Origin of the sequence: Allobaculum stercoricanis DSM 13633 (assembly GCF_000384195.1) — a bacterium.
Lineage (GTDB): Bacteria > Bacillota_I > Bacilli_A > Erysipelotrichales > Erysipelotrichaceae > Allobaculum > Allobaculum stercoricanis.
In genome coordinates, this window is sequence record NZ_KB913034.1 from 708,944 (window position 1) to 724,267 (window position 15,324).

At 35.5% G+C, this 15,324-nt stretch carries 12 protein-coding genes; 10 read left to right on the forward strand and 2 right to left on the reverse strand.

The genetic code is table 11. From position 1 onward, the window contains the following. Window positions 1–2: 2 nt before the first annotated feature. From ALLST_RS0103350 to brxL, 4 genes are all read left to right on the forward strand, one after another. Complete coding sequence (locus tag ALLST_RS0103350; RefSeq protein WP_019892647.1) at window positions 3–326, forward strand: hypothetical protein; 324 nt, start codon at window positions 3–5, stop codon at window positions 324–326. 28 nt (window positions 327–354) lie between these two features. Then, window positions 355–3,789: a BREX-1 system adenine-specific DNA-methyltransferase PglX gene (pglX, locus tag ALLST_RS0103355; protein WP_019892648.1), complete on the forward strand. Its 3,435-nt coding sequence runs from the start codon at window positions 355–357 to the stop codon at window positions 3,787–3,789. A gap of 19 nt (window positions 3,790–3,808) precedes the next feature. Next, window positions 3,809–6,388 carry a BREX-1 system phosphatase PglZ type A gene (gene pglZ / locus ALLST_RS0103360; RefSeq protein ID WP_019892649.1) on the forward strand — a complete coding sequence of 860 codons (2,580 nt, stop codon included), beginning with the start codon at window positions 3,809–3,811 and terminating at the stop codon, window positions 6,386–6,388. 128 nt (window positions 6,389–6,516) lie between these two features. Next, window positions 6,517–8,556: a protease Lon-related BREX system protein BrxL gene (brxL, locus tag ALLST_RS0103365; protein ID WP_019892650.1), complete on the forward strand. Its 2,040-nt coding sequence runs from the start codon at window positions 6,517–6,519 to the stop codon at window positions 8,554–8,556. A gap of 450 nt (window positions 8,557–9,006) precedes the next feature. Here brxL and istB read toward each other — a convergent pair whose 3' ends face one another. Beyond that, the gene (gene istB, locus ALLST_RS0103370) at window positions 9,007–9,762 is read right to left on the reverse strand and encodes an IS21-like element helper ATPase IstB (protein WP_019892562.1); all 756 of its coding nucleotides are present in this window, start codon (window positions 9,760–9,762) and stop codon (window positions 9,007–9,009) included. Window positions 9,763–9,771: 9 nt separating this feature from the next. Beyond that, complete coding sequence (gene istA, locus ALLST_RS09930; RefSeq protein ID WP_019892652.1) at window positions 9,772–11,205, reverse strand: IS21 family transposase; 1,434 nt, start codon at window positions 11,203–11,205, stop codon at window positions 9,772–9,774. Between the two features lie 786 nt (window positions 11,206–11,991). Between istA and ALLST_RS10765 the strand changes: the two genes are divergently transcribed. The 6 genes from ALLST_RS10765 to ALLST_RS0103400 all read left to right on the forward strand — a co-directional run bounded on the left by ALLST_RS10765 (window position 11,992) and on the right by ALLST_RS0103400 (window position 15,270). Further along, window positions 11,992–12,741, forward strand: a complete 750-nt coding sequence (locus tag ALLST_RS10765; protein ID WP_051087239.1) for a macro domain-containing protein — start codon at window positions 11,992–11,994, stop codon at window positions 12,739–12,741. Between the two features lie 47 nt (window positions 12,742–12,788). Further along, a complete protein-coding gene (locus tag ALLST_RS10980) occupies window positions 12,789–13,046 on the forward strand; it encodes a hypothetical protein (protein ID WP_051087240.1) in 258 nt (85 codons plus the stop codon). A 78-nt stretch (window positions 13,047–13,124) separates the two neighbouring features. After that, on the forward strand, window positions 13,125–13,646 hold the full coding sequence (locus ALLST_RS11580; RefSeq protein WP_019892653.1) for a VWA domain-containing protein: 522 nt from the start codon (window positions 13,125–13,127) through the stop codon (window positions 13,644–13,646). 2 nt (window positions 13,647–13,648) lie between these two features. Beyond that, window positions 13,649–14,134 (forward strand): DUF3846 domain-containing protein, encoded by a 486-nt coding sequence (locus tag ALLST_RS09945; protein ID WP_019892654.1) that lies wholly within the window; start codon window positions 13,649–13,651, stop codon window positions 14,132–14,134. Further along, the gene (locus ALLST_RS0103395) at window positions 14,134–14,931 is read left to right on the forward strand and encodes a DUF3849 domain-containing protein (RefSeq protein WP_019892655.1); all 798 of its coding nucleotides are present in this window, start codon (window positions 14,134–14,136) and stop codon (window positions 14,929–14,931) included. Before ALLST_RS09945 ends, ALLST_RS0103395 begins: the two co-directional genes overlap by 1 nt. Next, window positions 14,932–15,270 carry a plasmid mobilization protein gene (locus ALLST_RS0103400; RefSeq protein WP_019892656.1) on the forward strand — a complete coding sequence of 113 codons (339 nt, stop codon included), beginning with the start codon at window positions 14,932–14,934 and terminating at the stop codon, window positions 15,268–15,270. The last annotated feature ends 54 nt before the right edge of the window (window positions 15,271–15,324 follow it).

A 15,324-nucleotide genomic window follows, 5' to 3' on the forward strand; every position in this document is an offset into this window, starting at 1 on the left:
CAATGATGAAAGCGATTAAATCTTGCGTGAATAAAGAATGCAACTCTTATATCCATAAAATGAAATACAAAGATGAATATGTTTATTGTCCATTTTGTGGAGAAAAACTATTTTATGTATGTGCTGATTGTTGGATGCCACTAGACCATAGTACTGAAAAATTCTGTCCTGATTGTCAAAAGAAAAGAACTGATAAAAAAGAAGAGAATCAGCAAAAAATGATGGATAAGAGTGTAAAAGCAGCAAAAGCAGTAGGTACAGTTGCAGCTGTAGTTGGCGGAGTAGTTAAGAACGGTAAAGATATCATTAAAATTGTAAAAAAATAATTTTCAGATGATAAAGGAGATTTGGTTTATGAATAAATCTACAATAAAGAATTTTGCTATATGGGCTCGCGACGAATTGATTGCAAATGTTTCTCAAAAAGCATTCGAATATGGTGTATCAAAGGAAGAAATCTTGGAACAAAATTCTGAAAGTATACACGGTAAGGTATTATCATCTGAAGAAAAGGAACAAAGACAAGTACTCATTAAAAAAGTAAATGAAAAAGGATTTGATCAAGTCATCGAAGAAGTAGCATATACATGGTTTAACCGTTTTATTGCCCTCCGTTATATGGAAGTGAATAATTATCTTCCAAACAAGATTCGTGTATTTACTAACGAAAGAAGTGAATTTGATCCTGAGATATTAAAAGAAGCACTAAATCTAGATATTAAAGGTTTAAATAAAGAATATATCTACGACTGTATTCAAAATAATAAAAGAGAAGAACTGTACAAATATTTATTAATCACAACTTGCAATGATATGGGTAACTACCTTCCCGGTATGTTTACAAAGATTAGTGATTACAAAGTACTATTATTCCCCGATAATCTTTTAAGAGATGAAAGTGTACTGGCCAAATTAATATCGGAAATTGATGAAGATGCATGGCTTGATCAAGTGCAAATCATCGGTTGGCTATATCAATATTACAATACGGAACCGAAAGCTAATGTGTATGCTAGACCTAAAGGAAGTAAGATTTCAAAGTATGATATTCCAGCAGTGACGCAGTTGTTTACACCAGATTGGATTGTTAAATATATGGTGGAAAACTCTCTAGGTAGATTATGGTTAGAGGGACATGAAAATAACGCCTTAAAAGAGAACTGGAGATATTACTTAGAAGAAGCAAAACAAGAAGAATCTGTTCAAAAACAACTAGATGAAATCCGTTTAAATAGAAGAAATCAAAAGATTGAAGAAGTAACAGTCATTGATCCGTGTATGGGTTCAGGACATATTTTGGTATATGCATTTGATGTGCTCATGCAAATATATGAATCAGAAGGTTGGACACAAAGAGATGCAGCCATTTCTATTCTTGAAAATAACTTATATGGTTTAGATATTGACGAAAGAGCTTATCAAATATCGTATTTTGCGTTGATGATGAAAGCTAGATCGTATAATCGTCGTGTTTTATCTAAGGGTATAAAACCACATGTATATCAAATTCAGGCCAGTAATAATCTACCTATGCAAAACCTTGAATTTGCTATAAAAGATGAAGTTATATTAAAAGACATTGAAACATTAATACATGAAATGACAGATGCAGATGAGTATGGATCATTACTTACAACATCTAAATTAGATTATGAAGCTATTTACAATTATTGTGAAACACATAGAGATGGTTTATTTGGACTATTTGTAGAAAACCAACTATTACCATTTATTCGTTGTGCTGAATTGTTATCAAGAAAATACGATATTACTGTGACAAATCCGCCATACATGCCTCCGACAGATAAGCAAAAGGCTTTTGCAATAAAAAATTACCCGAATGCAAAAACTGATATGTTTGCAATTATGATGGAGCGAGGATTGATTTTTTCACAAAAGTATGGATTTAGCTGTATGGTAACTATGCAATCGTGGATGTTCTTATCCAGTTACGAAAAAATGAGAGAAAATCTGATTAAAAATTATTCTATTGCAAACTTAATGCAAATGGAAAATATGGTAATGGGAATAGCTTTTGGGACAGCAGTATCAAATATTTTAAATGTGAAACTAAATGAGTATAAAGGAACTTATAATTATATTAAATTAAGTGATATTCAAAATGATGTACCATTTGAATTTCCAGTTAGAGAAAATAGATTTGCGCAGATTTCAGCAACCAACTTCTCTAAAATACCAAGAAGTCCGATTGCGTACTGGGCAAGCAATAGGTTAATAGATTCATTCGAGCAGGGAGAAAAACTAGCCAATAAATGTGAAACCAAGAAAGGATTGGTAACTTCGGATAATAACAGATTTTTAAGGTTATGGCATGAAGTAAGTATAAATAACTTGTCATTCTTTACTAAATCAAATGAAGAAACAAAGAAAATACATTTCAAGTGGTATCCTTTGAACAAAGGTGGAGAATTTAGACGCTGGTATGGAAATAGAGATCATGTTATCAACTGGAAAAATGATGGATATGAAATTAGAAATTTCAGGGATAAAAAAGGGAAACTTCTTTCTCGACCACAAAACACTCAATACAACTTTCGTAATGCATTGACATGGTCCAAAATTACCTCGGGAACATTTAGTGCAAGATATTCTGAGGGAGGTTTTTTGTTTGATGATGCAGCTGCCATTTGTTATCACCCAGAAAAAATAACGCTGTTCTATGTGTTGGGTTACTTAAATAGTAAATGTTGCCAAATGACTTTAAATGTATTAAATCCGACCATCAATATTCAGATAGGAGATATTGGTAATCTTTCCTTGCTTGAAGAAAAAAAAGATAAAGTTATTGATTTGGTGAAAAAAAATATAGATCTTTCAAAACAAGACTGGGACTCATTTGAAACATCATGGGACTTTACTGCACATCCATTAGTTAAAAATCAAGTGTCTAGTATTAAAGAAGCGTATTCATTGTGGAATATAGAGTGTAATGAACGTTTTAATACTTTAAAAGCGAATGAAGAAGAATTGAATAGAATCTTTATCGATATTTATGGATTAAATGATGAGTTAGATCCATATGTAGAAGATAAGGATGTAACAGTAAGAAAAGCTGATTTAACTAAGGATATTAAATCATTAATTAGTTATGCAGTCGGATGTATGTTTGGCCGTTATTCCTTAGATGTTGATGGCTTGGCATATGCTGGTGGTGATTTTGATTGGAGTAAATATAGTAAGTTTATTCCGGATAAAGATAATATTATTCCAATTAGTGACGATGAGTATTTTGAGGATGATATTGTCGCTCGATTTATTGACTTTATCAAAGTTGTTTATGGTGAAGATACGCTGGAAGAAAACTTAGATTTTATTGCGACTGCCTTAGGTGGAAAAGGAACAAGTAGAGAAGTCATTCGTAATTATTTCTTGAATGAGTTCTATAAAGATCATTGTAAGATTTATCAAAAACGTCCGATTTATTGGATGTTTGATAGTGGTAAGAAAAATGGCTTCAAGTGTTTAGTTTATATGCATCGTTATCAACCAGATTTAGTTGCTCGTATTCGTACGGATTATGTGCATAATACTCAATCTCGATTAAATTATTCGATTGATACATTAGAAGGACAATTAGATCATGTATCTACTTCAGAGCGGGTTCGAATGAATAAAGAGATTATTCGATTAAAAGGACAAGCTGATGAAGTTCGAAAATATGAAGAAATTGTGCATCATTATGCGGATATGATGTTGTCAATCGATCTGGATGATGGAGTTAAAGTTAACTACGAAAAATTTAAGGATTTATTAGCAAAGATTAAATAGGTTGTTTGGAGGGCTTGTTATGGCTTTAGAAGATATAAAAAAAGAATTGGAACAAAAGTTTAATGAGCCTTTAGAGGAGTTTTATAAAAGAAGAATCATCTTTTGGCAGGATGAAGCAAAAGAATTTATCAATGAAATTGAAGATTTGACTTTATCGAATGCGAAAGTATTAATTCTAAATGAAACAAATCAATTTGTATCCAAGAAACTCTTATCGCATGATGATCTAGAATCAAATTATTTGGTTTATAATCCATTGACCAGTGATATGGAAAATGATTGGTTTTTAGATATCAAGTTATATAGTGAAGAATATAGATCGGATATCACATCACGTTATATGCAGGAGTTAAATATAGAAAATACTCCTGCATTACGTCATGTGGTTAAAGGTTATAGTACATTCCTAAATGCGGTTTCGCGTCGTCGTGCGCTCGCAAAAGTTGAATGTGATATTGAGAAACCATCTAAATTTCATCTTGCGGTTATTGCGGCAATATGCGGTTTAAAAACAATAGATCACCAAGAGATTATCCGATCTGTATTAATGGATGGCGAAGATATAAGTAATCATGCAAAATTAGAAATGCTTAAATATGGAGCGAGTGATGCATTTTGGGCACTTGTAGACAAAAAAACTGGCTACATAGATGAGAAGCGTAATATTGATGATTTGAATCTTCATATTGTATTAAGTGCTGTGTCTAAAACTTGCGATAAGAATTTATTAGATGGATTAGATGATTATTATAATCCAATGCAAAATGAATTTTGTTATGATTTAGTGACAGAATGGGCTCATAGCAAAGATAAAGAATCATTTTATGATATCGCTCGATTCGTAGAAGAAAAACTTCAACTATTAAATCGCTTTAGAAAAAGCGATGTTGATGCATTAATGGGTATTGAATGTTTACCTTGTATCGAAGAAGTAATCTTAGAAAAACTGATGAAAGATGTTTTAAACCATCTTATTGATGCAGATAAGCTAATTCATGTTATTGAGAATAGACGTACTACTGTATGGTACGAAAAATATGCTTGTTATTATGATGGTTTAATGCAAGTTGCAAATATATTTAAATTCTATAATGAACATATGAATAGTTTCCATGATGTAAAAGCCGAAGAACTATGGAAGAAATACACCCAAGACTATTACAAGATGGATACATATTATCGTTTGTTCCACGTTGCATATGCGCTAGTCTTACAAGATGCTACTCCGTTACTTGATGATTTATTTAAACAAGTTGTTGAAGAAGTAGAAAAAGAATATAAAAATTGGTTCTTAGATAAATTAGCTTCAAATTGGACAAACGTAATTGAAAAGGATTTAGATACAGTTGGATATGTAGAAGGAATTGAAAAACAAAAAGACTTCTATTTAAATTATGTAAATAATGCTGAAGGTAAAATATATGTCATTATTTCAGATGCACTACGTTATGAAGTTGCGGCAAGTTTAGCTGATGAGTTGCGTTTAGATCGTTCTAAAGTTGAGCTCAATTCTATGCAAAGTGTATTCCCAAGTATTACGAAGTTTGGTATGTCTGCATTACTTCCACATAAAAAAATATCGATCGATAATAAAAATGGCATGATCAAAGTATTGGTTGATAATAAAACTTCAGAAATGAGCGATCGCGACTCTTTGTTGAAAGCTTATAACCCGGCAAGTGTTGCGCTAAAATATAAAGATTTTATCGTTATGAAGCGTGATGAAAAACGTAATGCTGTAAAAGGTAAGGATGTTGTTTACATTTACCATGATACGATTGACAGTGCGAGCCACAACGATGATACAGGTGTTTTTAAAGCATGCGATGAAGCAATTGATGAAATTAAGAATTTGATTAATATCATTACGTCCACACTTAATGGCATTAATATCATCGTTACTGCAGATCATGGCTTCTTATATACATATGATTCATTAAATGAAGAAGATAAAGTAGAACGAAGTAGTTTTGTCAAAGATATTATCGAACAAGGAAGACGTTATGCACTATGTAAAAATGATGCTAAACCGGATTATCTAATGCATGTTCATTCTATTTACGGTAACGAAAATGTTGAAGGTTTTACACCAAGAGAAAATATTCGCATTAAGGGTGCTGGCGGTCAAAACTTTGTTCATGGTGGTGTTAGCTTACAAGAAATGGTAGTTCCTGTGATTCAATATCGCTATTTGCGTGCTGGATATAAATCATATGTTTCAAATAAAGACATGTATGATACAAAATCAGTTACATTATCACTCTTATCATCGAGTCATAAAATCACCAATAAAATCTTTACTTTAAGTTTCTATCAGAAAGAAGCTGTACGGAATAATTTTGTACCTTGCGTATATGAAATCTTTATGACGGATGAGTCAGGACAAACTGTCAGTGACAAACACAAAATCATTGCCGATCGGACGAGCGAAGAAAATAAAGATCGTGAATATAAATGTTTGTTTAATTTAAAACCAATTAAATTTAGTCATAAAGAATTGTATTACCTTGTAATTCAAGATGAAAAGGGACTTCAAGTTCCTGTTAAAGAAGAATTTACAATTGATATTGCGATGGCTTTTGACGACTTTGATTTTTAATAAAGGAAGCAATCTCTTTTGTATGAAGAGATAGCGCGTCGGATGGGATTTCATCAAATTTAATGATGAAGGTAGATTGGTTCGATTCTCACGCTTCTCAATAGATTATTTAAATGGAGGTTTCTTTTGTGAGTGATAGAGTAGAAATAAAAGAAAAACTAAGACAATATTTTGATGGAAAAATTGTTAGGAAAGATTTAGCCAAGAAAATAAAAGAAGGTGCGAATGTACCTGTTTATGTATTGGAATTTTTGTTAGGACAATATTGTGGAAGTGATGACGAAGAAATAATTGCTTCTGGGGTAGAGAAAGTTAAAAAGATTTTATCAGATAACTTTGTAAGACCGGATGAAGCACAAAAAATATTATCTACTTTACGTCAAAGAGGAACCTATACTGTAATTGATAAAATTACAGTGAATTTAAATATAAAAAACGATCGATATGAAGCAGAATTTTCAAATTTAGGAATAAAAAATATTTCGATCAATGAAGACTATCCATCAAAGTATGATCGTTTATTATGCGGCGGTATATGGTGCATTGTAAGTTTAGAGTATGATTTTGATGAAGAAGATAAAAAATCTTCACCGATTCATATATTGAAATTAAATCCGATTCAAATGCCTCATGTTGACATTAAAGAATTAGAAGAAGGTCGATCTTACTTTAGTAAGGAAGAATGGATCGATATTATGCTTAGATCAATCGGTATGGAACCAGATCAATTGTCCGAACGTGAAAAATGGCTACTTTTACTTCGTATGGTGCCACTTATTGAGAATAACTATAATTTGTGCGAACTGGGACCAAGAAGTACTGGTAAATCGTATGTCTATAAAGAAATTTCACCAAATAGTATTTTAGTATCTGGTGGTCAAACAACGGTTGCTAATCTTTTCTATAACATGGCAAAAAAACAGGTGGGTCTTGTTGGATTATGGGATTGCGTGGCTTTTGATGAAGTTGCAGGTATTAACTTTAAGGATAAAGACGGAATTCAAATTATGAAGGACTACATGGCTAGTGGTTCTTTTGCTCGTGGTAAAGAAGAAAAAGCAGCGAGTGCCTCTATGGTTTTTGTTGGAAATATCAATCAAAGTGTCGATGTTTTACTAAAGACATCGAGTTTGTTTGATCCATTTCCTACTGAAATGGGAACAGATACTGCCTTCTTAGATCGAATGCATTGCTATTTACCTGGTTGGGAAGTGCCAAAGTTTAGGCCAGAACATTTTACTGATGATTATGGTTTTATTACGGATTATTTAGCGGAATTTATTCGTGAATTAAGAAAAAGTGGACAAGGTGACGCATTAGATAAATACTTTAGATTAGGTAAAAATTTAAATCAGAGAGATGTAATTGCGGTTAGAAAAACAGTATCTGGATTAGTAAAACTCATTTATCCAAATGGAAAATACACCAAAGAAGACGTAGAAGAAATATTGAGAATTGCTTTAGAGATGCGAAGACGTGTAAAAGAGCAATTAAAGAAAATAGGTGGTATGGAATTTTACGATGTGAATTTTTCATATATTGATCAAGATACATTTGAAGAAAAATATGTATCAGTGCCTGAGCAAGGATCAAGCACATTAATTCCAGATGGCATATCAAACCCTGGTCAAGTATATACCGTATCAGAAGGTAAAAATGGAATGATTGGATTATTTAAACTGGAGTCACAAATGTTACCAGGTAGTGGGAAATTTGAAAAGACTGGTCTAGGTAGTGACCGTGAATGTAAGGAAGCATTAACAACGGCATTTAGTTTCTTAAAAGCTAATAGTAAATATATTTCTCAATCTATTAGCACCACAACTAAAGACTATTTTATTGATTATCGAGACTTACAAGGGATTGGGATGACTAGTAAGTTGGCTTTACCGTCTTTGATTTCCATTTGCTCAATTGCGTTAAGTAAACCTACTCTAAGTTCTTTAGTTGTGCTGGGTGATATTACGATTAGTGGTTCAGTAATGAAAGTTGATAATCTAGCAAATAGTTTACAAGTTTGTTTAGACAGCGGAGCTAAGAAAGTTTTATTACCAATAACATCCGCAGCAGATATAGCAACTGTACCCAGTGACCTTATGGGGCGTTTTAATATTAACTTTTACAACAGTGCACAAGATGCTGTTTTTAAAGCTTTAGGTGTTGAATAAGATCACGAGAAACAGTATTTTGTTATTCGAAGTTTGTAAAACTAAGGCGTTCAAAATTTGATAGATTTTGATAACCATTGACTATGAATTTGGATGGAATCATTTTAAATCTCAAATATTTTATAGCGAAGAATTCGGCCTGATTCTTCGCTATTTTTAGTGTTTTTTCACTTGGTGTAACTAAATTGTCGAAAAATATTTTTAAAACATAGTAAACATGATTCGTAATTTTTTATATTTCTTGATTTGTTATTTTTGTTCTTATCAAATTTACAATCTTATTTGATTTTTGATGGCTGAATTAATTAGGTGACAATTGTTTTTGTCAATTGAAAATTGGTCCACTTGCGTAATTGAAATCTGATCCACTTAAGGGAGAAGAATACTGCTCTTTCATAGAGCAGTTCCTTCTCCTTAACACCCCCTAGGGGGTGGCGCGTTTTTTAAAATTTATTTCTCTGATTTTTCTTCAACCCATTTCTTTGTTTCTTTTAGCCTGTAGCTCTGGCCAGTCATATTGATCATATGTGCCTTATAAGCAAGTCTGTCTATCATAGCCGCTGTCAGCACTTCGTCCCTAAAGATCTCTTTCCATCGATTCAGCTCTAGGTTACTGGTGACAACGATGGATTTCTTGCCATTTCGGCTTGAAATCAAATTAAACAGTATTTCTCCTGATTTCTGATCAAATGAGCAGTAACCTAGTTCGTCTAATATCACGAGATCAAAACTTTCAAAACGTTTCTTATAGCGCAGAATTTGGTTCTGACTCATTGCTTCTCGGATCTCAATCAAAAGATCGGATACACCAATAAATAGAACGCTCATGTTGTTCAAGCAGGCTTCTACACCTAGACAGATTGATAACGCACTTTTTCCTGTCCCTGGATTCCCGATAAGTATTACGTTTTCTCCTTTTTGGATAAACTCCAAAGTCGATAGCTCTTTTACTTTCTGCTGAATTTCAATTCTTAGATGTTCCGTCTGAAAATCTTCGAGTGTCATTCGATTGGGAAAATGCGCTAACTGCAGCCGTTTTTGGATACAGTTCTCATTCCGACTCATCGTCTCTCCCTTAAGAATCTCTTCTAGGAATTCTGCATAATCTGGTTTATTTTCTCTTGCATCCGCGATGAGATCTCTATAGTTATTCCGAATAAAGGGCAAGCGAAGTCTTTTGGCATATACTTCTATCATCATTTTCATACTCACTTTCTAGGCAAATAGTGCCTGGTATCCCTGCAATTGATCAGCTAAGGGCTCGTAAGCTGGTTGAGGGGAAGGGGCTTGGCAAGCTTCTATTTTGAGCAGTTCTTTCAGTTGATCTAAAGGCATATTCTTATTCCGAGTGAGTATAGCTATGAATTCTCTCGGTTTTTCGCTAAAATAGTTGTCGTAAATAGTTTTAAGTTCTGGTTCAGCTTTGAGGGCGGCGCTGTTTCTCAAAGCTCCAGGCTTTTTTCTCAGCGTGCTTAGATAGTGTCGTATATCGAAGCACGTTTTTTGTTTGTCATCATTGATTCTTCTGTGCTCGGCCACTTGGCTATGTTCGTAATAGACCTTAACTGTTTCTGTGTAAATTTTTACTCTGACTTCTTTGCCGACGAGATAGTCAGGAACCGAATACTGATTTCCATCTACGCTAATCAAAGAATACTTGTTGACTGTCCGGTCGACTATTTTTGCGGCTTCGTAATCAGGAAGAAGAGGAATCAGAAACAACTGTTCTTCCTTCCATTTTGTGTCCTTATTCAGATCGGAAAGGCAGTTTTTTAGCCATATTCTTGCTTCTTCCAAACTGTCAAACTGATATTTCAAGGCAAAGCTCCTATTTCTAACCACCTCTACTGACCGTTCAACCGATCCTTTCTCATTTCCAGAGAATGCGTTAGTCACATTGATCCGAAAGCCATAGTAATGGGCAAAACGGATCAATTCTGGATTGATTTCTTTTTCAGTTTTACCGATGAATTTTGAGACCACGTTTCTCATGTTGTCGAAAACACCTTCTTTAAAGCAACCTCCTACTTCATGAAAGAAACGGATCATTGATTCGAAAAACACCTGACTTTTTTGATTTTCATATAAGTAAGCAGCTCTATATCCTGACCATGGAGAAGTCATAACCGCTAAGTAGAATGTTTTTTTCTGACCATTAATCATCAACTTCACTTCGCCAAAGTCATATTCAAATCTATCTCCTGGTTCATACTCTTGGCTGATGAAGCATTCTTTGTGTCGGTTTTTCTTCTCTTTGATCTTTTTTGTGATCGTCGATAATCCAACATCGAATCCAGCGTTTTTGATCAATTCCCAAATCTGCATACAGGTCAACTGCTGCTTATGAGAATTCCCCAACAGACGCGTTTTTTCTTCTTCGTTTTCAAGAATTTGATCCAATAAAGCATCAACTTCTGGAGTGTACTTTCTTGGGCACCGTGTTGAAGTGTTGTAAGAAGGAGGAGTGAGACACTCCTCGATCAACACCTGACTGTTTTCCCAAGTTGGATTAGCGATTAGAGAAGCTCTATTCTCTATGAATTTGCGATAATACTTTTCTCCAGTTGTTCTCGATATAGCGCACAGCTCAGCAGCTTTTCTAGATGAGATTCCACTCTCTCGCAAATCTATATATTCAAAAATCTTCATGATTGAAAGCACCTTTCCTGTCCTCCTTTACGGAGAAACATTACAAGCAAGGTGGCACAGATTTCAAATCCGATCAGCACTTTTTTGGCCCATTTTTAAAATACGAAAAACAACAATCAATTATTTGATCAAGCAATCTTTATTACTCGCTTTATGATGTTTTTGACAAAGTGTATCGAAATGAGAATCTCCAGATGTCACCTAATCAATATTTCCGCAATTTGATGGCTTTAAAGTAGATTAAACAAAATCTTGAGTCATTAAAATAACAATTTTTGAAATGGAGAATTATTAGAGTGTTGAAACATTCAAAAAATTTAATTACCTAATATAAATCCATGTTACTTAAATCATCCTAGATAATATGAGTTGATTAAGCTTTAAAGACAAATTGGCTTCAAGTATGGGTAGTACATATCAATTTGCTAGTGAATACGATCTCTATTCTATTATATCGTTTGATGTAGTATGAACTTGGATTATATCGCCATTTGAGTGAAGAATTCAACTTCATGTTTAAAACTATTAAATTTATAAATATTTACACGTTTTGTTTTAATAGGAAGACAATGAGATTATTTAATAAGTTTTACGTCATCTAATTATTTCAAGGTTATTTATCTCATTGGGTAGGGAGATTTAAATCGATGATTATGATTGCTTAATTTGCCTTTCGTTTTGATACTTATACCAAAGCGTTAACATATAATTATAGTAGATACGACGCATAGGTTTGAATTGAATAATTAGAATGTAAAATCTTCATGTTTTAAATAAGGAGGGACTATGCCTTTTGAAATTGTATGTAATGATTTGAATGATTTGCAGGTTGATGCAGTTGTTCGATTAGTGGATTCTTCTGAATTTGGTTTAGGTGCTGAACAGAATGGATATACCAAAATTGAGTCTGAGCTATTTGATTCTAAAGATCAAAATGGTTGTTTTCTGCTTGATGATGTAGTGATTGTTCCAGTATGTAATCAAGAAGCAAAGTATGTCATTTATATAAAAAGACCAATTTTGCTAGATGATCATGATGATGATCAGACAGTAGCTTCTTGTTATCGAAAAGTTTTGGAATTGGCTAATGCATATCATTGTGAGTCGATTGCTTTATCTTTGCTTGATTTAAAACGGAATGGATGGACTAAAGAACTTGCTTTACAAGTAGCGGTTCAGGAAATTCAGGAATTTCTTTTTGATCATGAAATGCAGGTTTATCTTGTTGTTTCTAAAAAAGAAGATTTGATGTTGTCACAAAACTTATATGAATCTGTTTTGCAATATATTGATGAAAACTATAATTCGAAAATTCTTGATGATGTAGTGGATTTGGAAAGTGTGGATGGTGCATTTTTTCAATTAAGAAAGATTGAATCAATTCGAAATGTGCGAATCCATGAAAATGAGATTTTTGTCGAAAAAGGTGGAACTTTTGGTTTACCAACTGAACTTGATGCGCCTGCAGAATATTTAGAACTCGGAGAATTGTTACAAGATTTAGATGCTGGTTTTTCTGAGACTCTTTTAAACTGATTGACCGGACGGGGAAAAAGGATTCGGAAATTTATAAAAAGGCGAATGTGGATCGTAAGTTATTTTCGAAAATCCGGAATCATTTAGATTATCAGCCTTCTAAACGAACGGCGCTTGCTTTTGCGTTTGCTTTAGAATTGGATTTGGAAGAAACGGAAGATTTTATTGGTAGAGCGGGGTATCGGCTTTCCCACAGCAATAAGTTTGATGTCATTATTGAATACTTTCTGGTCAACAAAAACTACAATGTGTTTGAATTGAACGAAGTGTTGTTTGCGTTTGATCAACCTTTAATTGGTGCTTAAAATGTCGCTTTTGAAGCGACCATTGATCCTCTTGTTTCTTATCATGGAATCACGATAAGAAACAAGAGGGTTTTTTACATGATTGAAGTTGTATTTATTTTGGATCGAAGTGGTTCGATGTCAGGATTAGACCCTGTTCCGATTGGTAGCTATCGTGGTTTCCAAATGTCGCTGACTTTGGAGGACTTCGGGCGCGATTATGTTCTGACGCTCAAGGGTCAAATGACCCATCGTGTAACGCTGGGCAAAGACCCTCGCGGCAACCTGACGAGAATTGACAATGCCTTAAACGGCATGGCTGATCGGCTCACAGCAGTCAAGGGAAAGCTCGACAGCCTGTATGCGCAGATGGAAACTGCAAAGGCCGAGCTTGGTAAGCCGTTCCCACAGGAGGAAGAACTTCGCACAAAGTCTGCAAGACTGGCAGAGCTGAATATCGCTCTGAACATCGACGATAAGACACCGCTTGAAGCAATGGCAGAAGAAGCTCCGAGAGCTGAAATTGCCAAATCTGCAAAACCGTCTGTTCTGCAGAAACTCCATTCCTATGGAGCGCAGAGCAAGACAGAACCGAAAAAATCTATTGAGGAGGTACGCTGATTATGGACAACGAAAAGATTACTGTTCTCGTAGTTGAACCGGAGAAAAATCCCTATGCGAAAGAGATTTCGTCGGGGCTTTCTACTTTGCAGCATGAGGTAGGCGGCTATATTCAAGCCGTCTATCCTTATGAGGAGCTTGTGTCAATCATCTGTGATGAAGAAGCGAAACTTAAAGGAAGCGAACTGAACCGAGTGCTCCGTGATGAGGACGGACAAATCTATGATGTGGTGGCAGGAACCTTTCTTATCGTGGGATTGGGCGAGGAGGATTTTACCTCGCTCACTCCCGAACACATGAAGCAGTTCAAGGAAAAATTCAATACGCCCGAAATGTTCATGCGGCTGAATGGCAAGCTCGTCGTACTGCCAATGGAGACCGAAAGAGCCAAAGCAAAGAAGCCCTCTGTGCTGCAGAAGCTCAATGATATGAAAGGCACGGATGCTCCCACGGGTGCAAAGAAACCCCATGCCAAGGAGGAACGCTGATGACCAATGAAGAACTGAATACCAAGCTTTATGAAAAGCTCTTTGCCGAACAGGAAAATTTCAAAGGGTGGCTGCTCACGCAGCCGCCTGAAGAAATCCTCAACCATGCTTACGAATACACCATCCGAGAGGATATTCTGATTTCGATGGAATATAATGACCTCACGGATGAACAAGCCTCTGCTTTGCTTCAATCTCCATCACCCCTGGCTGACATTTTCAAGGATTTTGAAAAAATCGAGGGAGACCAAATGGAGAAAGTTCGGGGCTGCATCGAAAACCGAGCAGACAAAGAAATCGAAAAACAGCGTGAAGCTCTGCGTAATCTGCCGGTGTATCTCGCCTCTGCGACATTTGCCAGAGAGAACGGCGAGCTGGATGTTTACCGTGCTTCCCATCGTGCGAACATGGATTGCAAGAGTGCTATCGAGGATGCAATCTCACGGCACTATGCCGACAACCGACTGGATACCTCAGCTTGTGTCCAGGAAGTATCTGACCGCTTCGGCATGGAGCGTATTGCCTTTGTGCTTGCGAGTACCGTACAGACCAAAGATTGGGATGGGCGGATCTCCGACAGCAACAAGGAATGGGCAAAAGGTTTTCCTGCTCTTGGCAAACACGAGTATGTTTGCTCTCAGGCTCACCCTGGTCTTATCAATCTGTTCGTCAATCGGTTCAGAAAAGAACAGGAGCTTGCCGCACAGAAAAAGCCGTCCGTACTCCAAAAGCTGAATGAGGAAAAAGCAGAATTGCCGAAAAAGTCTCCGGTCAAAACAAAGGAGGCTGAGCTGTAAATGGCAAATCGCAATCGCCCTATTCAAGTCAAATTTCGTGTCACGCCGGAAGAACGCTTGCTCATTGACAAGCGAATGGAACAAGCTGGCACCATGAACATGGCGGCGTATCTTCGCAAAATGGCAATCGACGGATATGTGGTAAAACTGGAATTGCCGGAACTTCGTGATATGATTTCCTTGCTCCGCCGAACCAGCAACAACTTCAATCAAATCGCTCGCAGAGTAAACTCTACCGACCGTATCTATGCCGAGGATATTCACGATATGAAAGGCATGCTTGAACAGATTTGGGAGACTGACAACCGGATTCTTGAAAAGCTCGCCGCCATCGACTGAGCCGTGGCATCCTTGCTGATATTCCCAAATCACGGTAAAATATGGCTCTATGGA

What these genes read in the sequence shown, in the direction of transcription:
- ALLST_RS0103350 (WP_019892647.1), top strand. Translation starts at nt 3, where the DNA reads ATGATGAAAGCGATTAAATCTTGCGTGAATAAAGAATGCAACTCTTAT.
- pglX (WP_019892648.1), top strand. Translation starts at nt 355, where the DNA reads ATGAATAAATCTACAATAAAGAATTTTGCTATATGGGCTCGCGACGAA.
- pglZ (WP_019892649.1), top strand. Translation starts at nt 3,809, where the DNA reads ATGGCTTTAGAAGATATAAAAAAAGAATTGGAACAAAAGTTTAATGAG.
- istB (WP_019892562.1), bottom strand. Translation starts at nt 9,762, where the DNA reads ATGAAAATGATGATAGAAGTATATGCCAAAAGACTTCGCTTGCCCTTT.
- istA (WP_019892652.1), bottom strand. Translation starts at nt 11,205, where the DNA reads ATGAAGATTTTTGAATATATAGATTTGCGAGAGAGTGGAATCTCATCT.
- ALLST_RS10765 (WP_051087239.1), top strand. Translation starts at nt 11,992, where the DNA reads ATGCCTTTTGAAATTGTATGTAATGATTTGAATGATTTGCAGGTTGAT.
- ALLST_RS11580 (WP_019892653.1), top strand. Translation starts at nt 13,125, where the DNA reads ATGATTGAAGTTGTATTTATTTTGGATCGAAGTGGTTCGATGTCAGGA.
- ALLST_RS09945 (WP_019892654.1), top strand. Translation starts at nt 13,649, where the DNA reads ATGGACAACGAAAAGATTACTGTTCTCGTAGTTGAACCGGAGAAAAAT.
- ALLST_RS0103395 (WP_019892655.1), top strand. Translation starts at nt 14,134, where the DNA reads ATGACCAATGAAGAACTGAATACCAAGCTTTATGAAAAGCTCTTTGCC.
- ALLST_RS0103400 (WP_019892656.1), top strand. Translation starts at nt 14,932, where the DNA reads ATGGCAAATCGCAATCGCCCTATTCAAGTCAAATTTCGTGTCACGCCG.